The 26,024-nt window shown below is 72.0% G+C and carries 19 protein-coding genes and 2 pseudogenes; 16 read left to right on the forward strand and 5 right to left on the reverse strand.

The features are described from left to right. The first annotated feature begins 112 nt into the window (after window positions 1–112). From PGN25_22100 to PGN25_22115, 4 genes are all read left to right on the forward strand, one after another. Window positions 113–1,546 carry an NAD-dependent succinate-semialdehyde dehydrogenase gene (locus PGN25_22100; protein MEH3120196.1) on the forward strand — a complete coding sequence of 478 codons (1,434 nt, stop codon included), beginning with the start codon at window positions 113–115 and terminating at the stop codon, window positions 1,544–1,546. A 324-nt stretch (window positions 1,547–1,870) separates the two neighbouring features. Next, window positions 1,871–3,325, forward strand: coding sequence for a polyhydroxyalkanoate depolymerase (gene phaZ / locus PGN25_22105; GenBank protein MEH3120197.1), 1,455 nt, complete (start codon window positions 1,871–1,873; stop codon window positions 3,323–3,325). A 228-nt stretch (window positions 3,326–3,553) separates the two neighbouring features. Beyond that, window positions 3,554–6,577, forward strand: coding sequence for an FAD-binding and (Fe-S)-binding domain-containing protein (locus tag PGN25_22110; protein ID MEH3120198.1), 3,024 nt, complete (start codon window positions 3,554–3,556; stop codon window positions 6,575–6,577). Next, window positions 6,577–7,449, forward strand: coding sequence for an SDR family oxidoreductase (locus PGN25_22115; protein ID MEH3120199.1), 873 nt, complete (start codon window positions 6,577–6,579; stop codon window positions 7,447–7,449). The genes PGN25_22110 and PGN25_22115 overlap by 1 nt, the downstream gene beginning before the upstream one ends. Before the next feature lie 287 nt (window positions 7,450–7,736). Here PGN25_22115 and PGN25_22120 read toward each other — a convergent pair. Then, window positions 7,737–8,505 (reverse strand): annotated as a pseudogene (locus PGN25_22120) (TIM barrel protein). A gap of 48 nt (window positions 8,506–8,553) precedes the next feature. Further along, complete coding sequence (locus PGN25_22125; GenBank protein MEH3120200.1) at window positions 8,554–9,369, reverse strand: GntR family transcriptional regulator; 816 nt, start codon at window positions 9,367–9,369, stop codon at window positions 8,554–8,556. A gap of 144 nt (window positions 9,370–9,513) precedes the next feature. On the opposite strand from PGN25_22125, the pseudogene PGN25_22130 reads away from it, so the two are divergent. Together PGN25_22130 and PGN25_22135 are read left to right on the forward strand one after the other, a co-directional pair. Then, window positions 9,514–10,676, forward strand: a pseudogene (locus tag PGN25_22130) (aminotransferase class V-fold PLP-dependent enzyme). Between the two features lie 89 nt (window positions 10,677–10,765). Further along, complete coding sequence (locus PGN25_22135) at window positions 10,766–12,067, forward strand: MFS transporter (GenBank protein ID MEH3120201.1); 1,302 nt, start codon at window positions 10,766–10,768, stop codon at window positions 12,065–12,067. 210 nt (window positions 12,068–12,277) lie between these two features. Here PGN25_22135 and PGN25_22140 read toward each other — a convergent pair whose 3' ends face one another. After that, a complete protein-coding gene (locus PGN25_22140; GenBank protein MEH3120202.1) occupies window positions 12,278–12,667 on the reverse strand; it encodes a hypothetical protein in 390 nt (129 codons plus the stop codon). 409 nt (window positions 12,668–13,076) lie between these two features. Between PGN25_22140 and PGN25_22145 the strand changes: the two genes are divergently transcribed. Beyond that, window positions 13,077–13,274: a hypothetical protein gene (locus tag PGN25_22145; GenBank protein ID MEH3120203.1), complete on the forward strand. Its 198-nt coding sequence runs from the start codon at window positions 13,077–13,079 to the stop codon at window positions 13,272–13,274. A gap of 151 nt (window positions 13,275–13,425) precedes the next feature. Here the strand turns inward: PGN25_22145 and PGN25_22150 are convergent, their stop codons facing one another. Then, window positions 13,426–16,137: a DUF2339 domain-containing protein gene (locus PGN25_22150; GenBank protein ID MEH3120204.1), complete on the reverse strand. Its 2,712-nt coding sequence runs from the start codon at window positions 16,135–16,137 to the stop codon at window positions 13,426–13,428. Window positions 16,138–16,307: 170 nt separating this feature from the next. Next, window positions 16,308–16,559 (reverse strand): hypothetical protein, encoded by a 252-nt coding sequence (locus PGN25_22155; protein ID MEH3120205.1) that lies wholly within the window; start codon window positions 16,557–16,559, stop codon window positions 16,308–16,310. A gap of 403 nt (window positions 16,560–16,962) precedes the next feature. Between PGN25_22155 and PGN25_22160 the strand changes: the two genes are divergently transcribed. From PGN25_22160 to PGN25_22200, 9 genes are all read left to right on the forward strand, one after another. After that, window positions 16,963–17,655 carry a Crp/Fnr family transcriptional regulator gene (locus tag PGN25_22160; protein MEH3120206.1) on the forward strand — a complete coding sequence of 231 codons (693 nt, stop codon included), beginning with the start codon at window positions 16,963–16,965 and terminating at the stop codon, window positions 17,653–17,655. Window positions 17,656–17,700: 45 nt separating this feature from the next. Further along, on the forward strand, window positions 17,701–18,777 hold the full coding sequence (locus PGN25_22165) for an ABC transporter ATP-binding protein (GenBank protein MEH3120207.1): 1,077 nt from the start codon (window positions 17,701–17,703) through the stop codon (window positions 18,775–18,777). Continuing rightward, window positions 18,774–19,805: an ABC transporter permease subunit gene (locus PGN25_22170; GenBank protein MEH3120208.1), complete on the forward strand. Its 1,032-nt coding sequence runs from the start codon at window positions 18,774–18,776 to the stop codon at window positions 19,803–19,805. Before PGN25_22165 ends, PGN25_22170 begins: the two co-directional genes overlap by 4 nt. After that, complete coding sequence (locus PGN25_22175; protein MEH3120209.1) at window positions 19,802–20,578, forward strand: ABC transporter permease subunit; 777 nt, start codon at window positions 19,802–19,804, stop codon at window positions 20,576–20,578. Before PGN25_22170 ends, PGN25_22175 begins: the two co-directional genes overlap by 4 nt. Before the next feature lie 138 nt (window positions 20,579–20,716). Next, complete coding sequence (tmk, locus tag PGN25_22180) at window positions 20,717–21,433, forward strand: dTMP kinase (protein ID MEH3120210.1); 717 nt, start codon at window positions 20,717–20,719, stop codon at window positions 21,431–21,433. Then, on the forward strand, window positions 21,423–22,490 hold the full coding sequence (locus tag PGN25_22185; protein ID MEH3120211.1) for a DNA polymerase III subunit delta': 1,068 nt from the start codon (window positions 21,423–21,425) through the stop codon (window positions 22,488–22,490). The genes tmk and PGN25_22185 overlap by 11 nt, the downstream gene beginning before the upstream one ends. Window positions 22,491–22,715: 225 nt before the next feature. Further along, a complete protein-coding gene (gene metG, locus PGN25_22190) occupies window positions 22,716–24,284 on the forward strand; it encodes a methionine--tRNA ligase (protein MEH3120212.1) in 1,569 nt (522 codons plus the stop codon). A 54-nt stretch (window positions 24,285–24,338) separates the two neighbouring features. Then, window positions 24,339–25,136, forward strand: coding sequence for a TatD family hydrolase (locus tag PGN25_22195; protein MEH3120213.1), 798 nt, complete (start codon window positions 24,339–24,341; stop codon window positions 25,134–25,136). Between the two features lie 16 nt (window positions 25,137–25,152). After that, window positions 25,153–25,968, forward strand: a complete 816-nt coding sequence (locus PGN25_22200) for an MBL fold metallo-hydrolase (protein ID MEH3120214.1) — start codon at window positions 25,153–25,155, stop codon at window positions 25,966–25,968. The last annotated feature ends 56 nt before the right edge of the window (window positions 25,969–26,024 follow it).

The raw sequence follows: 26,024 nt of genomic DNA on the forward strand, positions 1-26,024 counted from the left end.
CGCGCTCGGCGCGGTTCCCCGTCCTCGTTCCGGTGCGCGCCCGCGCCGGGCCGGCGTCCCCTTCGGCGCGGGAGCGCCTATATGAGGGCCGTTCCCCGCACGGAGATGGCGCATGGACCTCGACGTTTCGCTTCACATCGCGGGCCGGTGGCGGGCCGGCGCCGGCGGCGGGAGCCTGTCCGTCCTCAACCCCGCCACGGGCGAGGCGGTCGGCCGGGTCGCGGTGGCGACACGGGCCGATCTCGACGAGGCGCTGGAGGCGCTCGGGCGCGGCTTTGCCGCGTGGCGCGGCGTCTCGGCCTTCGATCGCGGCAAGGTGCTGCGCCGCGCCGCCGCGCTGATGCGCGAGCGCTCGGAGGCGATCGCCCGCATCATGACCCTCGAACAGGGCAAGCCGCTCGCCGAGTCGCGCATCGAGACGGGGGTCGCCGCCGACGTCATCGAGTGGTTCGCGGAGGAGGGGCGCCGGGCCTACGGCCGGGTCATCCCCGCCCGCGCCGAGGGCGTGCTGCAGATCGTCACCCGCGAGCCGGTCGGCCCCGTGGCCGCCTTCACGCCCTGGAACTTCCCGATCAATCAGGCCGTCCGAAAACTCTCGGCCGCGCTCTGCACCGGCTGTCCGGTGATCCTCAAGGGGCCGGAGGACACCCCCGCCTCCTGCGCCGAACTGGTGCGCGCCTTCCTCGATGCCGGCGTGCCGGGCGACGCCCTCGCCCTGGTCTACGGCGATCCGGCGGCGATCTCCGGCACGCTCATCCCGCATCCGGTGATCCGCAAGATCACCTTCACCGGCTCGACCGCGGTCGGCAAGCAGCTCGCGGCTTTGGCCGGCCAGCACATGAAGCGGGCGACGATGGAGCTCGGGGGGCACGCTCCGGCGATCGTGTTCGACGACGCCGACGTCGACACCGCCGTGCGGGTGCTTTCCGCCAACAAGTACCGCAACGCCGGCCAGGTCTGCGTCGCCCCGACCCGCTTCCTCGTGCAGGAGCGCGTCTACGACCGCTTCGTCGACGGCTTCGTGGCGGCCTCGAAGGCGATCAAGGTCGGCGACGGCCTCGATCCCGACACGGGGATGGGCCCGCTCGTCCACGCCCGCCGTGTGGAGGCGATGGAGGCGCTCTGCGCCGATGCCGAGGCCAAGGGCGCGCAGCGGCTCACCGGCGGCGGCCGCATCGGCAACCGCGGCAACTTCTTCGAGCCGACCGTCTTCGCCGAGGTGCCGCTCGACGCCCGGATCATGAACGAGGAGCCGTTCGGGCCGCTCGCGGCGATCCGCCGCTTCGGCGCGGACGAGGAAGCGCTCACCGAGGCCAACCGCCTGCCCTACGGGCTCGCGGCCTACGCCTATACCCGTTCCGCCGCCCGCGCGAACCGGGTCGGGTCCATGGTCGAGGCGGGCATGGTCTCGATCAACCACCACGGCATCGCGTTTCCCGAGACCCCGTTCGGCGGCGTCAAGGATTCGGGCTACGGCAGCGAGGGCGGCTCGGAGGCGATCGAGGCCTATCTCACGACGAAATTCGTGACCCAGGCCAGCGCCTGAGTTTCGTGAGGCCCTCCGAAGCCTCTCGGCGAGACCGCCGTCACCGGCCTCTTCATCGGGCGGGCTGCCGCGCAGGCAATCCGCCTGCCGCGACTTTTCGTCCGTCGATACGGCCATGGGAATGACGTTTCGTCGCCCTGACGACGCCGAGAGGACGGGCTTGGTGCAGCTTCGACGATGCGTAACTCGAGGCCGGGTGCAATGGCTCCGGGTCGCGCATCTTGAACAAAGGAAACCTTTTCTACGTCGAGGGAGTTCAGTCCTTCACCAACGCAAGAAAAGGACAGCTTGGCCCAAGCGAGCTGCTCCCGGAGAAGCGCTCGCATGCTTTACCCTCTCTACGAGGCCGGCCATCTCATGCTCGCACCGATGCGGCTGGCGGCGGAAGCCACCCGGATCGCCTGCGAGAACCCCTTCAACCCGCTCGCCTACGTGCCCCAGAGCCGTATCGCCGCCGCGGGCTGCGAGATGTTCGAGCGCGCCACCCGCGCCTACGCCAAGCCCGCCTTCGGGCTCGGCGTGCCGGAGCGCATCGTCTGGGAACGCCCGTTCTGCCGCGTGATCGCTTTCGGCGAACCCTCCGCCGGCCTGGAGGCCGACTTGGAGGCCAAGCCTTTGGAGGCCAAGCCGAAGCTGCTGATCGTGGCGCCGATGTCGGGCCACTACGCCACGCTGCTGCGCGGCACGGTCGAGGCCTTCCTCGACAGCCATCAGGTCTTCATCACCGATTGGGCGGATGCCCGTCGGGTGCCCGCGGCCGCGGGCCGTTTCGGGCTTGACGACTACATCGACGCCTGCATCGCCCTGTTCGAGGCGCTGGGCCCGGACCTTCACGTCGCGGCCGTGTGCCAGCCCTCCGTGCCGGTTCTGGCGGCGATCGCCCGCATGGAGGCGGAAGACCGTCCCCTGATCCCGCGCTCGGCCACGCTGATGGGCGGCCCGGTCGATACCCGCCGCTCGCCCACCGCCGTCAACGTCCTGGCCCGGGAAAAGGGGCTGGCCTGGTTCGAGCGGCACTGCATCCACACGGTGCCGATGGGCTATCCGGGGGCGGGTCGCCCGGTCTATCCGGGCTTCCTGCAACTCGCCGGCTTCATGGGGATGAACCTCGACCGGCATGCGGGCGCGCATCACGCGATGTTCGAGCACCTCGTGCGCGGCGACGGCGACTCGGCCGCCCGGCACCGTGCCTTCTACGACGAATACCTTGCGGTGATGGACCTGACCGCCGCGTTCTATCTCGAGACGATCGAGCGCGTGTTCGTGAATCACGACCTGCCGCGGGGCGTGATGCGCCACCGCGGCGTGCCGGTCGATCTCGGGGCGATCCGCCGCTGCCACCTGATGGCGGTGGAGGGCGAGAAGGACGACATCACCGGCATCGGCCAGACCAAGGCGGCGCTGGAGCTCGCCGTGAACCTGCCCGAGGCGGCCAAGGCCTACCACATGCAGCCGGGCGCCGGGCATTACGGCATCTTCAACGGCTCGCGCTTCCGCCGGGACATCGTGCCGCTGATCCGCGGCTTCATGAAGCGCAGCCTCCGGCCCGTGGCAGGGACCGGCGCGGCCAGGCGCGTCGCGGAGAGCCGCGGCGCGGATGCCATCGTCCGGCCCGGCGCGGACACGGCGAATCCGGCCGTGGTGCCGCCGGACGCGGCCGATGCGATCCGGCTGCCCGACGATGCGGCGGTGCCGGACCGCCACGTCCTCGCCGCCCGCGAAGTGCGGCGCGACCGCCACGCCCTTCCCGAGCCCTCGGTGCGGCGCATCGCCCGCTGACGGCGCACCGCTTCCTCAAGGCCGGGCCCACGGGCCGCCCGGGGCGTGAAGGTGCGCGCGAACGGTCAGCGCCGCGAGTCTTCCGCGCGATGGAGCGATCGGGGGCGGGGCATCCCCCTCGAAGGGAACCTTGCGCAGGCCTCGTTTGACCTGCCCGCGCCATAGAATTATGAATTCAAGAAAGCGGGAAAGGCCGCCGCTGAGGCGAGGCGGTGAGGGAGGCTCCACTTGGGCGCGAGCGCGAAACCGGCCGAAGGTCCGGTCCCGGGCGCGCGGGCGAAGGCCCGCAACGATGCGGGGCTGCCCCGCAAACTCGCCGAGGTGTTGCAGGGCGAGGCCCGCTTCGACGCGTTCACCCGCGGGCGCTACAGCACCGACGCCTCGATCTACCAGATCGTGCCGGCGGGCGTCGTCTTCCCCAGGAGCGCGGCCGACATCGCCGCCACCCTGAAGGTGGCGGCCCAGTTCGACCTGCCCGTGATCCTGCGCGGCGGCGGCACCTCGCAGAACGGCCAGCCGATCGGTTCGGGGCTCGTGGTCGATTGCGCGCGCCATTTCGACGGCGTCCTCGCCTACGACGCGGAAGGGGGCACGATCACCGTCGAGCCCGGCCACGTGCTGGAGCGCCTGAACGCCCGGCTGAAGGCGGACGGCTGGTTCTTCCCCGTCGAGCCCTCGACCGCGACCCGCTGCACCATCGGCGGCATGGCCGGCAACAATTCCTGCGGCGCCCGCTCGCTCCGCTACGGCAAGATGAGCGACAACGTGCTCGGCATCGAGGCGCTGTTCCACGACGGCGCCGCCTTCGGCTTCGGGCTGACCGGCAACGCGGCGAGCGCGGTCACCGGCGGCGCGCGGGCGGAAGACCTCGCCCGCCGCATGCTCGCCTTGGCCGCCGAGAATCGCGACGAGATCGAAAAAAGATATCCGAAGGTGCAGCGCCGGGTCGGCGGCTACAATCTCGACTCTCTGGTCGAGCCGCGCCCGAACCTCGCCCATCTCCTCGTCGGCTCGGAGGGGACGCTCGCCGCCGCCACCGCGGTGACGCTCAAGCTCTCGCGGCTGCCGGCCCACCGGGTGATGGGCGTGTGCCATTTCCCCTCGTTCCGCGCGGCGATGGAGACGACGCGCCGCATCGTGGCGCTCGATCCCGTGGCGGTCGAACTCGTCGACAACAACGTGCTGGTGCTCGGGGCCGACATCCCGCTGTTCCGCACGACGCTGGCCGACATCACGCGGGGGCAGCCGAACTGCCTGCTGCTCACCGAGTTCGCGGGCGACGACCTCGCTGCGCTGAAGCGCGACCTGAAGCGCCTCGACCAGTGCATGGCCGATCACGGCTTTCCCGACGCGGTGGTCGAGGTGGTCGAGCCGAACCGCCAGAAGGCGGTCTGGGAGGTGCGCGAGGCCTGCCTCAACATCATGATGTCGATGAAGGGGGACGCCAAGCCCATCTCCTTCATCGAGGACTGCGCCGTCCCGCTGGAGCATCTGGCCGACTACACCGACGCGGTGACCGAGGTGTTTGCCCGGCACGGCACCCGCGGCACGTGGTACGCCCACGCCTCCGTCGGCTGCCTGCACGTGCGGCCGATCCTCGACATGAAGCAGGGCGGCGACGTCCGGAAGATGCGCGCCATCGCCGAAGCCGCGGCGGATCTGGTGCGCCGCCACAAGGGTTCCTATTCGGGCGAGCACGGCGACGGCATCTCGCGCTCCGAATTCGTGGAGCCGCTGTTCGGCGCAACACTCACCCGCGCCTTCGAGACGGTGAAGGACGGCTTCGACCCCGACAACCGCCTGAACCCGAACAAGATCGTCCGCCCGCTGAAGATGGACGACCGCACGCTGATGCGCTTCGGCCCCGGCTACGCGGTGCGCGCCCCGCACAAAACCGCCCTCGACTGGTCGGATTGGGGCGGGTTCGGCCCGGCGGTCGAGATGTGCAACAACAACGGCACCTGCCGGAAGCTCGCCGGGGGCGCGATGTGCCCCTCCTACCGCGCCACCCGCGACGAGCAGCACCTCACCCGCGGACGGGCCAACTCCTTGCGCCTCGCGATCTCGGGCCAGCTCGGTGAGGGCGCGTTCCTGTCGCCTGAGATGAAGCGCACGATGGACCTGTGCGTGTCCTGCAAGGCCTGCCGCCGGGAATGCCCGACCGGCGTCGACATGGCCAAGATGAAGGTCGAGTTCCTGCACCACTACCACGCCCGGCACGGCCTGCCGCTGAGGGAGCGGCTGGTCGCCGAGATGCCGCGCTATGCCGGCGTGGCCGCGGCGCTGGCGCCGCTGCTCAACCTGCGCAACCGCTCCCCCGCGCTCGCCCGGTTCGGTGAGGAATGGGCCGGCTTCTCGGCCCGCCGCTCCCTCCCGGAATGGCGCCGACCCTGGCGGGAGACCGGCGCGGTCGCCCATCCCGGGGACGTGGCGGGAGACCATCGCGACCTCGTCCTGTTCGGCGACACCTTCAACCGCGCCTTCGAGCGCGAGAACCTGGAGGCGGCCGAGCGGGTGCTGCGGGCGGCCGGCTACCGCCTGCACCGCGTCGTCGCGCGCAAGGGCCGCCGCCCGCTCTGCTGCGGGCGCACCTATCTCGCCTCGGGCCAGACCGACCGGGCGCGGGCGGAGGCCCGGCGCACCCTCGACACGCTCCTGCCCTTCGTGCGGGCCGGCGCCCGGGTGGCGGGGCTGGAGCCCGCCTGCCTCCTCACCTTCCGCGACGAGTTTTTGTCGTTGCTCGCCTGCGACGAGGCGAGGACGCTCGCAGGCCAAGCGTTCCTGTTCGAGGAACTGCTCGCCGCCGACCGCGCGGCCGGCCGCATCAGCCTGCCGCTCGCCGACCAGGGCGGCCGGGTCGCCCATCTGCACGGCCATTGCCACCAGAAGAGCTTCGGGGCGATGGGCGCGGTGGAGACGGTGCTGCGCTCCGTACCGGGGCTCGACGTGCGCGTGATCGAATCGAGCTGCTGCGGCATGGCCGGCGCCTTCGGCTACGGCCGGGACACCATCGACGTCTCGTTCGCCATGGCCGAGCTGTCGCTGTTCCCGGCCCTGCGCAAGGCGGAAGCCGACGACCTCGTGGTCGCCGACGGCACCAGTTGCCGCCACCAGATCCACGACGGGCTCGGCCGCGACGCGCTCCACGTCGCCCGCGTGCTCGATGGGGCGCTGAGCGCGGCCCTGCAACGGCGGGTGGAACACCCCTTGGCTCACTCGGTTGACGCGGCAATCCCCGAAAAGGAACCGTGATGACCGATCCGCTGACCAAGTACCCGCGCCCGCCCTTCGAGGCGCAGCCCCAGAGCTTCCCCGGCAAGACCGGCAAGGTGACCCCCGAGCCGGACCACGGCGAGGAGAGCTACAAGGGCTCCGGCCGGCTCGCCGGCAAGGCGGCCCTGGTGACGGGCGGCGACAGCGGCATCGGCCGGGCGGTGGCCATCGCCTATGCCCGCGAGGGCGCCGACGTGGCGATCTCGTACCTGCCCGACGAGCAGAAGGACGCGGAGGCCGTCGGCAACTGGATCGAGAAGGCGGGCCGTCGCGCCCTGCTGCTCCCCGGCGACATCAAGGACGCGGCCTACGCCCGCGAGATCGTCGAGCGCACGGTCAAGGAATTCGGCCGGCTCGATATCCTGGTCAACAACGCCGCCTTCCAGCAGCCGAACCAGGGCGTCGAGGACATCGACGACGCGGTGTTCGAGCAGCACTTCCGCACCAACGTCTTCGGCCCGTTCTACACGACCAAGGCGGCGCTGGCGCATCTCGAGCCCGGCGCCTCGGTGATCTTCACCTCCTCGGTCAATTCCAAGCACCCGGTGCCGACGCTGTTCGCCTACAGCGCCACCAAGGGCGCGCTCAGCAACATGGTGCTCGGCCTTGCGCAGTTGCTCGCCGAGAAGGGCATCCGCGTGAACGGCGTGCTGCCCGGCCCGATCTGGACGCCGTTCATCCCCGCCGGGATGAGCGACGAATCGGTGAAGTCATTCGGCAGCCAGGTGCCGTTCAACCGCCCCGGCCAGCCGGCGGAACTCGCCTCGGCCTACGTGATGCTGGCGGCGGAAGAGAGCAGCTACACGTCGGGCGCGCTCGTCACCGTCGCGGGCGGTATGCCGATCTTCTGAAAATCAGGTTTCGAAAGGACGAGTCCTTGTCATACGACATCCGGTTGATGACTTCGGCCTCTCCTGCGTCATCGCGAGGCGAAGCCGTGGCGATCCAGGGCGCGACCTTTCCGGACCTGTCGCGCCCTGGATCGCTTCGCGGCCGCTCGCGATGACGGAGGGGGGCCAAACCCGAAGCGGTCAAGCGGAAACGGTATCATAGGGTCCAGGGCGGAGCCCTGGAAAGATGCCGGGGCGCCGCCCCGGCACCCCGCCAAAGGGGTGACCCCTTCGGGATCCCGGGACTTTCAGCGGTAGGCCGCCATCCAGCCGAGACCCGCTTCCGTGCGGGCCGCGGGCAGGTATTCGAAGCCGGCGTAGCCCGCGGCCGTCGAGGGCGCTCAGCACGGCAGGGACGTCGATGCTCCCGGTGCCGGGCTCGTGGCGGCCGGGGGCGTCGGCGATCTGGACGTGGGCGATGCGGGAGCGGTGGGTGGCGAGATCTGTCAGAAGATCCTCGCCCATCATCGCCCTGTGGTAGAGGTCGGCCTGGATGAACAGGTTTTCGGAATCGACCGCCTCGATCACCGACGCGGCGTCGGCGAGGCGGTTCAGGAAGAAGCCCGGCATGTCGCGGTCGTTGATCGGCTCGATCAGGAGGCGCAGGCCCGCCCGGCCCAGTGCATCCGCGGCGTCGGCGAGGTTTTCGGTCAGCGTCGCGAGGAGGCGCGCCCGCTCGATCCCCGCCGGCGCGAGCCCGGCGAGGCCGTTGATCTGCCGGCATCCGAGCGCCCCGGCATAGTCGATCGCCCGGGCGACGCCCTCGCGGAATTCGGCCACCCGATCCGGCAGGATCGCGATGCCGCGCTCGCCCGCCGCCCAGTCGCCCGGCGGCAGGTTGTGCAGGACGAGCGGCAGGCCGGCTTCCGCGCGGCGGGCGGCCAGCGCCGCCTTCGTCTCGGCATAGGGAAACTGCATCTCCACCGCCGCGAACCCGGCGGCGCGCGCGGCCGCGAAGCGGTCGAGCAACGGCACCTCCGTGAACAGCAGGCTCAGGTTGGCGGCGAAGCGGGGCATGGTCGGACGGGTTCGATCACGCGGAATGCATTCAAAAATGAGGGGGCGCTACGCACACTCCGCGGCGGCGACCTCGCCGGGGGGCGGCGTTGCGGCTTCCCGGTCGGCGGCGGCCTTGCGCTTGTTGCGCAGGTGGCGGAACAGGATGTCGCTCAGTTCCGCCCCGGCCCGGCGGCGCAGGGCGTCGAGGATCTCCTCGTGCTCGCGCATCGCCTCGCCCCAGCGGTCGCGGTTGGCGTCGAGATTGGCCGAGTAGCGCGCCCGCCGCAGCCGGCCGGCGAAGCTCGCGTAGGTGGCGCTCAAGGCGGCGTTGTCGGCGGCCGCGACGATGCGGTCGTGGATCGCTTGGTTGCAGGCGAAATAGCCGTGCAGGTCGCGCCGCAGGTAGTGGCCGTACATCGCGTGGTGGAGCCGCTCGATCTCGGCGAAGGCCGCGTCGCCGATGCGCTCGCAGGCGAGCCGCCCGGCCAGCGCCTCCAGCCCGCCCATCACGTCGAACAGTTCGACGATCTCCCGCTCGCCGATCCGGCGCACCCGGGCGCCGCGGTTCGGCAGCAGGTCGATCAGCCCCTCCGAGGCCAGCACCTTCAGCGCCTCCCGCAGGGGCGTGCGGGAGATGCCGAAGCGCTCGCACAGCAGCCGCTCCGGCACCCGCGCGCCGGCGGCGAGATTGCCCTCGACGATGAACTCGCGCAGCCGCGCCAGCACCTCGTCGTGGAGCGAATGCACGAGGTTTTCCTTAGGCTTGGCAGCGGACTCGGCAAAGGATTCGGCAGAGGATTCGGCAAGGCGCCCGGCGGGGAGGGGGATCGGGGCCCCCGCGCCCTCCGATTCACGGATCGCGAGTGTCGTAGCGGATGTCATGGCGAAATCGTAGCAGCGGGTCATGCCCGCGTCGACGATATGAATGAAGGCATGATACTGCTTGTCACTATCAGAAATGAATGCAAAATTGCCGGATGAAACGACCGGACGCGACGTGAAGCGACCGGCTTCACGGGAGGAACCATGCCGAGCCGCACCGGACGACACTTCCTGCACATCCCGGGGCCGAGCCCGGTGCCCGAGCGCGTGATGCGGGCCATGGACCGGCAGGTGATCGACCACCGCGGGCCGGAATTCGGCGTGCTCGGCCGCGAGGTGCTGGAGGGCTGCCGCACGATCTTCCGGACCGAGGGTCCGGTGGTGATCTATCCGGGCTCGGGCACGGGGGCCTGGGAGGCGACCATCGTCAACACCCTGTCCTCCGGCGACCGGGTGCTGATGTTCGAGACCGGCCACTTCGCCACCCTGTGGCGGCGCGCTGGGGCATCGCGGTCGAGTTCGTGCCCGGCGACGGGCGCCACGGCGTCGATCCGGCGCTGGTCGAGGCCCGGCTCGCCGAGGACCGCGGCCATTCGTTCAAGGCGGTGATGGTGGTCCACAACGGACCTCCACCGGCGTGACGAGCCGCATCCCCGCGATCCGCAAGGCGATCGACGCGGCCGGCCACCCGGCGCTGCTCCTCGTCGACACGATCTCCTCCCTCGGCTCGGTCGATTACCGCCACGACGCGTGGGGCGTCGACGTCACCGTCGGCGGCTCGCAGAAAGGTCTGATGCTGCCGCCGGGCCTCGGCTTCACCGCGATCGGACAAGGCCCGGGCGGCGGGCAAATCCAACACCCTGCCCCGCTCCTACTGGGACTGGGAGGAGATGCTGAAGCCCAACGCCAACGGCTACTTTCCCTACACGCCCGCCACCAACCTGCTCTACGGCCTGCGCGAGGCGGTGACGATCCTGCTGGAGGAGGGCCTCGACAACGTCTTCGCCCGTCACCGGCGGCTCGCCGCCGCGACCCGCGCCGCGGTCGAGGCCTGGGGTCTCGAAGTGCTGTGCCGGAACCCGGACGAGCATTCCCCGGTGCTCACCGCGGTGATGATGCCCGACGGCAAGGGGGCGGACGCCTTCCGTGCGCTGGTACTCGAAAAATTCGACATGTCGCTCGGCGCCGGTCTGTCGAAGCTTGCCGACAGAATCTTCCGCATCGGCCATCTCGGCGAGACCAACGACCTGACCCTGATGGGCGCCCTGTCCGGCGTCGAGATGGGGCTCGCCGCGGCCGGCGTGCCGCACCGGCGCGGCGGCGTGCTCGCCGCCATGGCGAGCCTGCGCTCCGGCCTCGACGGCTGATTCTCTTTCACGGACGCCCACGCCCCGGGCCGAGCCGCGCGTCAGACGCGGGGGGCCGCGGGGCGGCTCAAGAACCGGAGGAAACCCCGATGATCGCGATCCCCCGCCGCGTGACGGCGCCGGGCATGGTGCTGTTCCTGCTGTGCCTGATGTACTTCATCACCTATGTCGACCGGGTCAACGTCGGCACCGCCGGCCCGGCGATCAAGGGTGAACTCGGGCTCACCAACACCGAACTCGGCCTCGTCTTCTCGGCCTTCGCCTACCCCTACGCGGTGTTCCAGATCGTCGGCGGCGCCATGGCCGACAAGTGGGGCGCGCGGCGCACCCTGCTGATCTGCGGCCTGATCTGGGCGGCGGCGACGGTGGCGACCGGCTTCGTCGGCGGCGTGGTCTCGCTGTTCCTGGCCCGCTTCGCGCTGGGCTTCGGCGAGGGCGCCACCTTCCCCACCGCGACCCGCGCCATGCAGTCCTGGGTGGCCAAGGACCGGCGCGGCTTCGCTCAAGGGATCACCCACTCCTTCGCCCGCTTCGGCAACGCGGTGACGCCGCCGCTGGTCGTCCTGATGATGGCCTATGTCGGCTGGCGCGGCGCCTTCGTCGTCCTCGGCATCGTCAGCTTCGTCTGGGTGCTGGTCTGGGCGTTCTACTACCGGGACGACCCGCGCCGGCATAAGGGCGTCACGAGCGAGGATCTGGAGCGGCTGGCGATCCGCGACCGGACGGCCGAGCCGGCGGCGAAGCCCCCCGTGCCGTGGCGGCGGCTCGTGCCGCGCATGGCGCCGGTGACGCTGACCTATTTCTGCTACGGCTGGTCGCTGTGGCTCTACCTCAACTGGCTGCCCTCGTTCTTCAAGGACGGCTACGGCCTCGACATCAAGAACTCGGCCCTGTTCGCCTCGGGCGTGTTCTTCGCGGGCGTCGTCGGCGACACCCTCGGCGGCGTGGTCTCCGACCGCATCCTGAAGAAGACCGGCGACCTGCAGAAGGCGCGCCGCAACGTGATCTGCCTCGGCATGCTGGGTGCCGCCGCCTGCCTCGCGGGCGTGTTCCTCACCAGGGAGCTCACCCTGGTGGCGCTGCTGCTCAGCGGCGGCTTCTTCTTCCTCGAACTGGTGATCGGCCCGATCTGGTCGGTGCCGATGGACATCGCGCCCCACTATGCCGGCACCGCGAGCGGGCTGATGAACTTCGGCTCGGCGTTCGCGGCCATCGTCTCGCCGCTCGCCTTCGGCCTGATCGTGGATCTGACCGGCAACTGGATCCTGCCGTTCGCCGGCTCGATCGGCCTGCTCCTGCTCGGCGCGGGTCTGGCCTTCACCATGCACCCCGAGCGCCCGTTCGAGGACGGGCCCGAGGCCCTGGCGCCGCGGGCGGTGCCGGCGGAGTGAGACGCCATCCGGTCGATGCGTTCGGCCTGTCCTGCATCCTTGCGAGGCGAAGCCGTGGCAAACCAGGGCGCGCCCTTTCCGGAGATGTCGCGCCCTGGATCGCTTCGCGGCCGCGCGCGATGACGGCGTGGGGCGAAACCCGAAGCGATCGATCGGAAACGGGATGAAACACCGATCCCGCCGCCGCTCCGGCGGCGGCGGGGAGGAGGTTCAGCCCGAGGGGAAGCGGCGCGGGAGGCTCGCCAGCACCTCGATCGCCTCCTGCGAGATCCCCGTTTCCCGCACGGCCTCGAGGCTGCGATCCTCGGCCTCCGCGGTGCGCGGCTCGAACTGGCGGCGGTGGGCCTGGTCGAGGATGTCGGCGATCCGGTCGCCGACCGCCAGGGCGATGGCGGTCGAGTCCGGCCCCTCCGAGCGGTGGACGTGCATGCGCTGGAGCGCATCGGCGATCTGCCGCTCGAAGGCCTGGAACAGCGATTCGGCGGCCTGCGGGTTCATGCGCATCAGCGCACCCGCCGCCGCGCAATAGGTTTCCTTGAGCATGTAGAGGGTCAGGCGGTCGATCGCCCGCTCGTCGTCCTCGTCCACCGGTTTCGGCATCGGCGCTGTTCCGTCCCACATGCTTTTTGGCACCCCGCCGGAGCGAAGAGCCTCGAAAGCCGTCCCTACCGCAAAAGGCGGGGGGCGGCCCAGGCCGATTCCGGGACGGGCGAAAAACGGCTCGGTGGATGAGGCGGTTCGCCCGCGCGCTCCGTCGAGGGATCGGCCTGGGCCGCCTGCGGCCGGGCGAGCGCGGTGGCGATTGCTTTTCCGGGCGCCGAGCCATTCGGCCCGCCCGGAATCGGGAAATCCGGGCCGCACGACTTGCGTCTCGTGCAAGAGAGCTCGGCGGGTGCCGCGTCTCACGGCGTTGTGATGTCGGCCCGTTCGGAGTTCCGGCATACGCTGCGCCTTCACGCAGTTCCGCTGCTCAATGGATTTGAGGACGATGCGCGGTCACGAACACGGAATGCAGGATCGCGACGGCGCGCAGGGCGCACAACCTTCGGTCGTGTCGAGGCAGGATGCCGGCCCGAGCGACGATCTCGGCCTCGCGCAGGAGGCGCATGCCCTGATCTCGCTGTTCCTCGATATCGAGGATGCGCAGGCGCGCCGCCGCTGCATCGACTACGTCCGGCGCGAGGCCCGCGGCATGTCGGAGGCGTGAGGCCGGCGGCCCCGCCGTCCGCGCGGGGACGGCGGGGGGCGTCGTTCGCACGACCGAGCCGATACGCGACGCGGCTCCCCCGCAGAATGACCGGGACCGGTTAGCCGAAGGTCAATGCCGTCCGCGGCCCCCGTGCCGGAACGGGACCGCGTCACGCCTCCGGCCCGGCGGCGGGCGATGGGGCGAAGACGAGGCGCTGGTAGACGAGGCCGATGCCGATCAGGCAGGCGCCGAGACCGAGGAAGGACAGGGCGCGCAAGGGGCCCTCCAGCCCCGACAGGTCGAGCAGGAACACCTTCAAGGTCGCCAGCCCCACCAGCGCCGCGGAGGCGAGGCGGGCGGTGGCCGAGCCGCGCAGGACGCCGTAGCCGAGCGCCACGAGGCCGAGGCCGAGCCACGCCGCCGAGTAGGCGTACCATTCGGCCTGTCCCGTCTCCCGGTCGAGCCCGAGCCGCTCCCCCTGGAAGCCGTGCCGCACGGCCAGGCACAGGGCGAGGAAGCTCAAGGTCAGCCCCAGGCCTCCCGCCGCCCGCACGAACCAGAGGGGCCGCACGCCGCGCGCCGCCCGCGCCAGGGCGAAGGCCGCCGCCGCCGGCAGGGCGTAGGCGAGCACGGCGTCGTTCACGATCACCCCGCCCGCGACCGGCTCGTCGGTGAAGAGCGGGTTGGCGGCCAGCCCGAGGCCGAGGGCGCCCTGGAGCAGGGCGAGGCCGGCGAAGGCGAGGCCGCCGAAGCGGATCACCGGCGAGGATGCCGGGCCGGTGATCCGCGTCAGAACCAGGCAGAAGCCGAGGGAGGTCAGCGTCGCGAGCCCCTGCTCCAGCACGCCGGTGCCGGGATCGGTGAGGTCGCCGCCGTGGAGCGCGTGCCGGATCTCGAGGAAGACGAACAGGCCGGCGAGGAGCAGGCCCAGGGCCTGCGCCACCTGCTCCGGTGCGTCGGCTCCCCGCCCCGGCAGGCGGATCGCCCGCGCGGCGAGGCCGAAGCACAGGGCCGGCAGGCCGTAGGCGATCACGAGCCCGTTGAGGATCGGCGTGGACGACAGCCCGTCCCGGACCAGGGCCGGGTCCCAGGCCAGGCGCGCCGCCACGACCGCGCCGAGGCCGGCCACGCACCAGCGCAGGGCCGGGATGTCGAGGCGCCGGGCGATCAGGCCGGTGGCGAGCGCCGCCCCGGCCAGCGCCGGCGTCAGCGAGCCGCCCGACAGGGCGAAGACGAGGCCGAGGCACAGGCTCGCCACCGCCGCCGCGGCGAAGGCGCCGAGCCCCAGGGCCAGGGCCGGGGAGGGGGTCCGGTCGCCCTGCCGCCGGCACAGGGCGGCGAGCCCGCAGAAGCCCGCGGCGAGCGCGCCCGCCGCCGCGGCGAAGTCCGGCGCGACCGCCCCGCCCGCGATTCGGAGATAGGCCAGTCCCAGGGCCGCGAGCGGTGCCGCCGCCGCACCGGCGGCGAAGGTCAGCGCCGTGGCGTAGGGCAGGCGGCTGCCGCCCAGGAGCCGCAGCGCGCCGAGCCCGGCGACGCCCAGCGCGCCGACGGTCGCGACGGCGAGCAGCGCGCCGGGATTCCGGGTGCCGGACCAGAGGAAGGGCGGCGCGGCGCGCAAGGTCTCGCCCGCTTCCGGCCAGAGCACGACGACCCCGGCGAGCGTCAGCGCCGCGACCGGCAGCCCCGCGGCGGCGGGAGCGGCCAGGAAGCCGGCCAGGATGGGCAGCGCGACGGCGGCGAGGGCGGCCGCCGCCCAGCTCGGGCCGCCGGACGCCGTCGCGCCGAGCACCGCCAGCGCCACGGCGCCCGCGGCGGCGAGCGCGAGGGCGGCGAAGCGGTCGAGGCGCGCCTGCGCGTCGGGCACGCCGCGGCCCGGCAGGACGGCGAAGACGAGGATGGCCAGCGCCTGCTGCAGCACGAGATGGGCCTGCGCCGCCGCGCCGTCCCCGGGCAGGGCGGCGAGGAGCAGGCTCCAGGCCGCCGCGCCGAGACCGCCCGCCACGGCCAGGGCGCGCCAGCCCCTGGTCCAGGCGAAGGCGTAGGCGCTGCCCGCCACCACGGGCAGGTAGAGGGCGAGCGGCCACGGGCTCGTTCCCCCGCCCCCGACGAGGAGCGGCGCGGCCAGCGCCCCGACGAGGCCGATGCCGGCGAGCGCCGGCCCGTGCAGCAGGGCGGCGACCATGGCGGCGAGCCCCGTCGCCGCGAGCCCGGCGAAGGCGAGGGTCGGACCGACGAAGCCGTAGAGGGCGTGCGCCGCGTAGACGGTCCCGAACAGGCCGACCGTCCCGGCGGCGGTGACCATGGCCGGGATGTCGGGCCAGCGCGAGGGGAGCGGCGCCGAGCCGCGCAGGCGCCGCCTCAGGAACTCTCCCAGCGCCACGAGGCCGAAGGCGAGGCCGAAGCCGCCGGCGATGCGCACCCCCGGTCCGAACAGGCCGCGCTCGGCCGAGTAGCGCACCAGCAACGCCGCTCCGAAGGCGAGGGCGAGGCCGCCGACCCAGACGGTCCAGCAGGTGCCGAACCGCTCCTCGATGGAGGGGCCCGCAATGGGCGCGGCAATGGGCGCGGCACCCGGCGCCGGCCGCTCCGGCGTCACCGCGGGGACGGCGCCGCGCTGCGGGGGAGGGGGTGTCGCGGGAGCGGGCGGCGCGGGAGACCGAGGCGCGGGCGGCGCCGATTCGGGTTGCGGCTCGGGGCGGGGCGCCTCCGGGGCCGGTGCGGCCGCGGGGCCGGCGATCGGGCGCGCCTCCACCAGGGCGAGGCGCCGCTCCAGAACCTCGATCCGGTGCCGCTGAAGCAGGACCAGCAGCAGGGCCGCGGGGCCGCTCAGCGTCAGGGCCGTGAAGGCGAGTGCCGCAAACAGGAAAAAACTCTCGTCCATAGGCCGGCCGTCCGATTCGGGAGCGGCGAAGCTAGCCCCGTTCCCGCCCGAGACGGGTGCGAGCGCTCACACGCTCGTGAAGCATCGTGACGGGAATCCTATGGATCGCGCCCGCTTGCAAATGCTCGGCCGATCTCCGCGAGGAAGCGGAAGGCCGCACGTATCCAGCATCAGCGGACGAAGACCAGATGGAGAAGGCTGCCATCGCGCTCGACGACGGCGCAGCGACGATCGATCTTCAAACAGGCGATCGACAAACGCACCGTATCGGGGACGGCCACACCCGGACCGACCTGAACGTCGGCGCCATCCGGTGTCGTATCCCAAATCAGGCAACCAATATCGGAACGGTTCTCTGAAGATGAAATCAGTCCTACCTTGAAGGCATCCTGCAGAAATAAATCACGGGCAGCGTCCAGCATCGGTTGACTCCGCGATTGCCCCAGGGTCGAACTCAAGGTTTACGGTTAACCCTTCCTGAAGGCACGCGGAAAATGATTGCATGCGGTGCAAAAAACATATTGCGGAATGAACGAATTCATGAAAGCCCAATGGGGATTGCTTGTTCATCCCTCGGCTAAGTGCTTCACACTCTGGTGTTTTGCCGCCATTGCGGCCTGGGGCCGGCGAGCGTCCGCCCGACATGCCCGGCCGGTCGGGCGAGGATGGGGCCTCGGGCCCCCTGGGCCGCGGTCGGTTCGGCGACGGGGCGGCACGGAGCGCCGTCCACGTCAATCGAGTCGGCTTGCCCCCGCCACGGCTTGACCCGCTTCGGCGGGAGCCTCACCATCCGGGCGACGCGCGAAGACTCAAGGTTACAGAGGCGTGGCGACAGGCCGGTTGGCGAGCATCCCGTTCTTCAAGGAACCGGGTGTCGATCTCTCCCCATTCGAGACGCGCTGCCACTGGCGGCGCTTCGACGAGAACGAGACGCTCGTCGATTACGACGACATCTCGACCGACGTGTACTTCCTCGCCATGGGCGAGGTGCGCATCCTCAACCGCTCGCAATCGGGCAAGGAGGTCATCCTCGGCGAGATGCGCACCGGCGCCTTCTTCGGCGAACTCGCGGCCCTCGACGGGATCGGCCGCTCGGCCAACGTCACGGCGCTGACCCGCGGCGAGGTCTGCGTGGTGCCGGCCCCCGTCTTCCGCCAGATCGTGTTCGCCTCGGAGGCCATCGCCGACCGGCTGTTCCGCCTGCTCGCCAAGCGCGTGCGCGAGCTGAACACCCGGCTGATGGAACACGCGCTGCTCGACCTGCGCCACCGGCTCTACGCCGAATTGCTGCGCCTGTCCGTGCCGCGGGCCGGACAGGACGGCGAGCGGGTGGTGACGCCGCCGCCCTACCACCACGTGCTCGCCGCCCGCATCGGCTGCCGCCGGGAGCAGGTGACCCGCGAGTTCACGGTGATGGCGGGCGAGGGCCTGATCGACCGCACCCGCGGCGCCCTCGTCATCCGCCGCCCCGACCTGCTGGAGGCGCGGGTGCAGGAGGCGCTGCGCGAGGATACCTGAACGCACGACCCAGGGCTCACCGCGACGCTGGTTCAAGAACGCATCTTGCACGCCCCCCTCCCTCACCCGGACCGGAGGCTCCATCTGGAGCGGGTCACCAAGCGCTTCGGCGCGCACACGGCCGTCGATGGCGTCTGCCTCGATCTCGCGGGCGGCGAGTTCTTCTGTCTGCTCGGGCCTTCCGGCTGCGGCAAGAGCACCCTGCTGCGGATGGTGGCCGGGTTCGAGGCGCCGGATTCCGGGGCGATCCGGCTCGGCGGCACCGACCTGACGGCGCTGCCGCCGCATCGGCGGCCGGTCAACATGATGTTCCAGTCCTACGCGCTGTTCCCGCACATGAGCGTGGCGGCCAACCTCGCCTACGGGCTGAAGGGTCTGGGCCTGAACCGGGTGCAGGTCGCGGCGCGCGTCAGGGACCTCCTCCGGCTCGTGCGGCTCGAAGGGTTCGAGGCACGCCGCCCGGACAGGCTCTCGGGCGGCCAGCGCCAGCGCGTGGCCCTGGCCCGCGCGCTCGCCCGCGAGCCGCGCCTCCTGCTCCTCGACGAACCCCTCGGGGCGCTCGACCGCGCCCTGCGCGAGGAGACGCAAGGCGAGTTGCGGGCGATCCAGCGGCGGCTCGGCACCAGCTTCGTCGTCGTCACCCACGACGCCGGGGAGGCGATGGCGCTCGCCGACCGGATCGGCGTGATGGAACGCGGGCGCCTCGTGCAGGTGGGGCCGGGGCGCGACCTCTACGAGCGCCCGGCGAGCCGCTCCATCGCGGGTCTCCTCGGCGACGTGAACCTGATCGACGGCCGCCTCGGGCCGGCGGAGCCCGGCGCTTTTCGGAGTGTCGAGACCGCGCTCGGACCGATCCGCGCGAGCGGGGAGGGCGCGGCGGGCAACGCCGTCGTGATCGCGGTCCGCCCCGAGCGGCTGGTCGTGGGCGGGGAGGGCGGCCTGCCCGGCACGCTCACCGAGGCGACCTTTTTGGGCGATCGCATCCGCTACCGGATCGAGATGGCGAACGGCACGTCCTGGCGCGCCTCCGCCGCCCTGCCGACGCCCGGCCCGATCCCGTCCGTCGGCGAGCGCGTCACCGTCGCGGTGCCCGCGGACGCCGCGCGGATCCTGCCCGCATGAGCGGCCCGCCGCAGCCCCCTGTACCGATCGGCGACGATCGCTCATCGCCGGCGGCCCCCGCGAATACGGGGCGGCGGCCATCCGCCGGACGCGCCGATCCCGACCCCCCGTCGGGATCGGCGCCGCTTGGTATCAGGATGAGCCGCGGCCTCGTGCGGGGCCTGCCCTTCCTGTGGCTCGCCCTGTTCTTCCTCGTGCCCTTCGCGGTGACGCTGAAGATCAGCTTCTCCTCGCCGGCCACCGCCCAGCCGCCCTACCTGCCGGTGCTCGAATGGGACGGCGGCCTGGAGGGCTGGCGCGAGTTCTTCGAGGCGCTCGACTTCCAGAACTACCAGATGATCGCGGCCGACGCGCTCTACCGCGACGCCGCCCTCTCCTCCCTCGGCTACGCCGCGCTCGCCACCGCGATCCTCGCCCTGATCGGCACGCCGACGGCCTACGCCATGGCCCGCGCCTCCGCCCGCCGGCAGCCGATCCTGGTGGCGCTCGTGATCGTGCCGTTCTGGACGAGCTTTCTGATCCGGGTCTATGCCTGGATCGCGATCCTCAAGCCCGAAGGGCTGCTCAACGCCGCCCTGCTGAAGCTCGGCCTGATCGGGGCGCCGCTGCCGATCCTCGACAGCCCCTACGGCGTGCTGATCGGGCTCGTCTACGCCTACCTGCCCTTCATGGTGCTGCCGCTCCACGCGGCGATGAGCCGGCTCGACCCGGCGCTCACCGAGGCCGCCGCCGATCTCGGCGCCGGGCGGGCGCGGGCCTTCTTCACCGTCACCCTGCCGCTGAGCCTGCCCGGCCTCGCCGCCGGCGCGCTGCTCTGCTTCATCCCGATGGTCGGCGAGTTCATCATCCCGGACCTGCTGGGCGGCTCGGACACGCTGATGCTCGGCCGCGTGCTGTGGAGCGAGTTCTTTTCGAACCGCGACTGGCCGCTCGCCTCGGCGGTCGCCGTGCTGCTGCTGATCCTCGTGGTCGGCCCCGTGGTGCTGTTCCGCGAGGCCGAGACGCGTCGCGAGGAGGCCGGACGATGAGCCGCTTCGCCCGCACCGTTCTCACCCTCGCGCTGACCTTCCTCTACGCGCCGATCGCGGTGCTGATCGCCTATTCCTTCAACGCGTCGAAGCTCGTCACCGTCTGGGGCGGGTTCTCGACCCGCTGGTACGGCGTGCTGTTCCAGGACGGCCCGCTGATCGCCGCGGCGCTCGTCTCGCTCGAGGTCGCCGTCCTCTCGGCCTCGATCGCCGGGGTGCTCGGCACATGCGCCGCGCTGGCGCTCGACCGGCACGGGCGGTTTCCGGGGCGCGGCGCCTATACCGGGCTGCTCTACGCGCCGATGGTGATGCCGGAAGTCGTCACCGGCCTGTCGCTGCTGCTGCTCTTCGTCGGCATCGGCCTCGACCGGGGCATCGCGACCCTCGTCATCGCGCATGCGACCTTCGCCACCGGCTTCGTCGCGGTGGTGGTGGGCGCCCGCCTGAAAGGCCTCGACCGCTCCCTGGAGGAGGCCGCCGCCGATCTCGGCGCCGCGCCGGCCCGCGTGTTCTTCGGCATCACCCTGCCGCTGATCGCACCCGCGGTCGCGGCCGGGTTCCTGCTCGCCTTCACCCTGTCGCTCGACGACCTCGTGATCGCGAGCTTCGTCTCGGGCCCCGGCGCCACCACCCTGCCGATGCGGATCTACAGTCAGGTCCGGCTCGGGGTGAACCCGGAGATCAACGCCGCCTCGACCCTCCTGATCGCCGCGGTCGGGCTCGTGGTGCTGGCCGCCTCCTGGCTGACGGGGCGCAAGGGCGCGGCAGCGTAGGATGCCGGATCGTCATTGCGAGCCGAATGGCGAAGCCATCCGGCACCGCGACATCGGCTGGTTTCGCACCATGCTCTCGGCAGGATCATCACGCCGCCACGGTCGCGCCCCGCCGTCCGCTGTGCTAGCCCCCACCCCATGTCGAGCGATGCGCCGCCGGGCGTCTTCATCACCTTCGAGGGCGGAGAGGGGGCGGGCAAGTCCACCCAGATCGCGCGTCTCGCCGAGGCCCTGCGCCGAGAGAGCAGGCAGGACAGCGGGCGCGAGGTCGTGACCACCCGCGAGCCGGGCGGGACGCCGCGCGCCGAGGCGTTGCGCGCCGCCCTGCTGCGGGGCGTGGCCAAGCCCTACGGGCCCTTCGCCGAGGCGCTGATGTTCGCCGCCGCCCGCATCGACCACATCGAGGGTCTGATCCGCCCGGCCCTGAAGCGCGGTGCGATCGTGCTGTGCGACCGTTTTTCGGATTCGACCCGCGCCTATCAGGGGGCGGCGGGCGGCCTGGAGCCGGGGCTGATCGCCAGCCTCGAACGGGTGACGCTGGGGGACTTGCGCCCCGATCTCACCCTGATCCTCGATCTGCCGCCCGAGGCCGGGCTCGCCCGGGCGCGGCGCCGCGGGGAGGGTGGGGAGACCGACCGCTTCGAGGCGGAGGCTCCGAGCTTCCACGAGCGCCTGCGGGCGGCCTTCCGCACCATCGCCGAGGCCGAGACGGAGCGCTGCCGCGTGATCGATGCGAGCCCCGGCCCGGACGCGGTCGAGGCCGCGATCCGCGCGAGCGTCGCCGCGTGGCGGCCGGACCTTCTGCCTTCCGCGGGAAAAGGGCAGGGCCGGGAGGGGCACGGCCATGCGGCCTGATCCCGCCCGCACCGAGGCCGAGGCCGGCGACCTCGCCCACGTGCCGCGCCCGCGCGAGCAGACCCGCCTCGTCGGCCAGCCCCGGGCCGAGGCCGCCTTCGTCGGCGCCCTGGCCTCGGGCCGGCTCCATCACGCGTGGCTGATCGGCGGTCCCGCGGGCATCGGCAAGGCGACGCTCGCCTACCGGGTGGCGCGCCGGCTCGTCGCCGACCCGCGCACGCTCTCCGCCCCCGATGGGCTCGACGTGCCGGAGGACCACCCGGCCGCGCGGCAGGTGGCGGCCCTGTCGCACCCGAACCTGATCGCGCTCCGCCGGGTCCAGGCGCCCGGCGCCAAGACGCTGCCGACCCGCATCTCGGTCGATGCCGCCCGCGAGGCGCTCGCCCTGTTCGGCGCCACCGCGGGCGGGGAGGGGGGCTGGCGCGTCTGCATCGTCGACAGCGCCGAGGATCTGAACGCCAACAGCGCCAACGCGCTCCTGAAGATGATCGAGGAGCCGCCGCCGCGGGCCATCTTCCTCATCGTCTCCCACGCGCCCGGCCGCCTGCTGCCGACGATCCGCTCCCGCTGCCGCGCGCTGGCGCTGCGCCCCCTCGGCGAGGACGAGGTGCGCGCGGTGATCGCGGATTTCCCGGCGCCCTTCGCCCGGCCCGACGCGGCGGCGCTGACCCGGGCGGCCTCGCTCTGCGAGGGCTCGGTCGCCCGCGCCGTGGCGCTCCTCGACCCCGCCACCGCCGCGGTCGAGGCGGAGGTCTCGGCGCTCCTCGCCGGCCTGCCCGAGCCCGACGGGCGGCGCGTGCTCAAGCTCGCCGAGACGCTCGCCGGCCGCGACGCCGAACCGTTGCTCGCCACCGCCCTCGACGCGATCCAGCGCCACGTCGCCGCCGAGATCGACCGCCGCCGGGGCGAGGGCCCGGCCCGCCTGCTGGCGCTGGTCGAGGCCGCCGAGCGCATCGCGGCCTCGGCCCGCGAGGCGGCGGTGTACAACCTCGACCGCCGGCCGCTGGTGCTCGCGGCGTTCCGGGAACTGGCGGGCGCGACCGCTCCGAGGCCCTGAGGAAGGCTCCCAGGGCCATCGCTTCAAGCGATGGCCCTGGGTTTTTTGCAAGCCTCAGACGCCGGCGCCCGCGTCCGCGGGCTCAGGCTTTCGCGCCGCGAAGCCGCTCATGCGGCTTCGAGCGATGGCCCTGGGAAGGCTCCGAGGTCCGGTTGCGTCGCGGGACGGTTTCGCGCCACAAGGCATGACAGTCCGACGTTCAGACCATCCGGGACATCTTCTGACGTGAGCGCGAGCGAGACGGCGAACGAGCCCTTCCTCATCACCACGGCGATCTCCTACCCCAACGGCGCGCCGCATATCGGCCACGCCTACGAGGTGATCGCCGCCGACGCCATCGCCCGCTTCCACCGTCTCGACGGGCGCGAGGTGCTGTTCACCACCGGCACCGACGAGCACGGCCTCAAGATCCAGCAGACGGCGGCCCGGGCCGGCGTGACGCCGCGCGCCTTCGTCGACGACATGGCCGGGCGCTTCAAGGCGATGGCCGACCGGCTCGACTGCGCCTACGACCGCTTCATCCGCACCACCGAGCCCGACCACTACGCCGCCGCGCAGGCGCTGTGGCGGCGCATGGAGGCCAACGGCGACATCTATCTCGCCAAGTACGCCGGCTGGTACTCGGTGCGCGACGAGGCCTATTACGACGAGGCCGAGACGGTGCCCGGCCCCGACGGCAGCCGCCGCTCGGCCAAGACCGACACGCCGGTCGAGTGGATGGAGGAGGAGAACTACCTCTTCCGCCTGTCCAAGTACCAGGACCGGCTCCTGCAGCTCTACGCGGCGCAGCCGGACTTCCTCGGTCCCGAGACGCGGATGAACGAGGTCGCGAGCTTCGTGCGCTCCGGCCTCAAGGATCTCTCGATCAGCCGCACCACCTTCGACTGGGGCGTGCCGGTGCCGGACCGGCCGGGCCACGTCATGTACGTCTGGGTCGATGCGCTGACGAACTATCTCACGGTGACGGGCTTTCCCGACGCGGAGGCGCCGAACGCCCGGTTCTGGCCGGCGTCGCTCCACGTCATCGGCAAGGACATCGTCCGCTTCCACGCGGTGTACTGGCCGGCCTTCCTGATGTCGGCCGGGCTGCCGCTGCCGCGGCGCGTGTTCGGCCACGGCTTCTTCCTCAGCCGCGGCGAGAAGATGTCGAAGTCGCTCGGCAACGTGGTCGATCCGCTCGATCTCGTCGGCACCTACGGCGTCGATCCGGTGCGCTACTTCCTCCTGCGCGAGGCGCCCTTCGGCGGCGACGGCAACTACGACCACGAGGCGATCATCAACCGCATCAACGCGGACCTCGCCAACGACCTCGGCAACCTCGCCCAGCGCTCGCTCTCGATGATCGCGAAGAATTCTTCCGGAGTCGTGCCTGAGCCCGGTGCCTTCACCGAGGCCGATCAGCGCCTGCTCGCCGCCGCCGCCGCGCTGCCGGAGAAGGCGAGGGGGCTGATGCGGGATCTCGCCCTGCACGCGATCCTGGCCGAGCTCTGGGCCGTGGTGGCCGAGACCAACCGCTACTTCGCCTCCGAGGAGCCGTGGAAGCTGCGCAAGTCCGATCCGGCGCGCATGAACAGCGTGCTCTACGTCACGGTCGAGACCCTGCGCCGGGTCGGCCTGATGGTGCAGCCCTTCGTGCCGACGGCGGGCGGGGCGCTGCTCGACCTGCTCGCCGTGCCGGTGGACCGGCGCAGCTTCGCCTTCGTCGGCGAAGCCCACCGCTTGCAGGCCGGCACGGCGCTGCCCGCCCCGGCCCCGATCTTCCCGCGCTTCGAGAAGCCGGAGGCGACGGCCTGAGAAGGCCGCCGCCCCGGATCGCTCCTTCCCCCAAAAGATCCGTCAAAAGAGACCATGCTGGTCGACAGCCACTGCCATCTCGACTTTCCCGACTTCGCGGACGACATCCCCGGGGTGATCGCCCGCGCGGCCGAGGCCGGCGTGACGCGCCTCCTCACCATCTCGACGCGGGTGGCCAAGGCCGACCGCTACCGGGCCCTGGCCGAGGCGCACGCGGCGGTCTGGTACACGGTCGGCACCCACCCGCACGGCGCCGCCGAGGAACCCGACGTGCCGGCGGACCGGATCGCCGCGCTGGCCGAAGCCCCGCGCTGCGTCGGCATCGGCGAGGCAGGGCTCGACTACCATTACGAGGACGCCGCGCCGGAAGCGGTGCAGGAGCGGGTGCTGCGCGCGCATGTCGAGGCCGCCCGCCTCTCCGGCCTGCCGCTGGTGATCCATTCCCGCGACGCCGACGCGCAGATGGAGGCGGTGCTCGGCGACGAGATGGGCAAAAGGCCGTTCAAGGCGGTGCTGCACTGCTTCTCGTCCGGCGCCCGGCTGGCGCAAGTCGGGGTCGAACTCGGCCTGTCGGTGTCGTTCTCCGGCATCGTCACCTTCCGCCGCTCGGACGCCTTGCGCGACATCGCCCGCAGCGTGCCGCTCGACCGCATCCTGGTCGAGACCGACGCGCCGTTCCTCGCCCCGGAGCCGCACCGGGGCCGGCGCTGCGAGCCGGCCTACACCGCCGACACCGCCCGCGTGCTGGCAAAGACCCTCGGCCTGCCCTTCGAGGACTTTTGCGAGACCACCACGGCCAACTTCTACCGGCTGTTCTCCAAGGCCGCGGCGGTCGAGGGCGTGGGCCCATGAGCGAAGGGGAGGGCGCATGCCGAGCCTGAGCCTGCGCATCCTGGGCTGCGGCTCGTCCGGCGGCGTGCCGCGGGTCGGTTACGGCTGGGGCGCCTGCGACCCGTCCGACCCGCGCAACCGCCGCCGCCGCTGCTCGCTGCTGGTGGAGCGGCGCGAAGGAGCGGGACGAGGGCAGGGGGCCACCACGGTGCTCATCGACACCTCGCCGGACCTGCGCGAGCAGCTCATCGACGCCGGCGTCACCCGCCTCGACGCCCTGCTCTACACCCACGCGCATGCCGACCACACCCACGGCATCGACGACGTGCGCCCGCTCGTCATCCACATGCGCCGGCGCATCCCGGTCCATGCCGATCCCCTCACCCGCGCGATGCTGATCCGGCGCTTCGGCTACGCCTTCGAGACGCCGCCGGGCAGCGCCTACCCGCCGATCCTCGACCTGCACGCGATGCGGGCGGGCGAACCGCTGACGATCGACGGCGCGGGCGGCCCGATCGAGGCCGAGGCCTTCGCGATGGAGCACGGCAACGAGGAAGCCCACGGCTTCCGCTTCGGCCCGGCCGCCTACGCCCCGGACGTCAGCCTGATGCCCGAGGCGGCCAAGGCGCGCCTGCGCGGCCTCGACCTGCTCATCATCGACGCCCTGCGCGAGACCCCTCACCCGTCGCATTACTCGGTCTCGGACGCGCTGGCGCTGATCGAGGCGCTCGCGCCGCGGCGGGCGATCCTCACCAACCTCCACACCGATCTCGACTATGCCACGCTGGCGAAGAAGCTGCCGGCGAGCGTGGTGCCGGCCTATGACGGGCTGACGGCGACGGTCGACCTCTGATACCGTTTCCGATTGATCACTTCGGGTTTCGCCATCCTCCGTCATCGCGAGCGGCT

The organism is Methylorubrum populi (genome assembly GCA_036946625.1).
Classification (GTDB): Bacteria; Pseudomonadota; Alphaproteobacteria; order Rhizobiales; family Beijerinckiaceae; genus Methylobacterium; species Methylobacterium populi_C.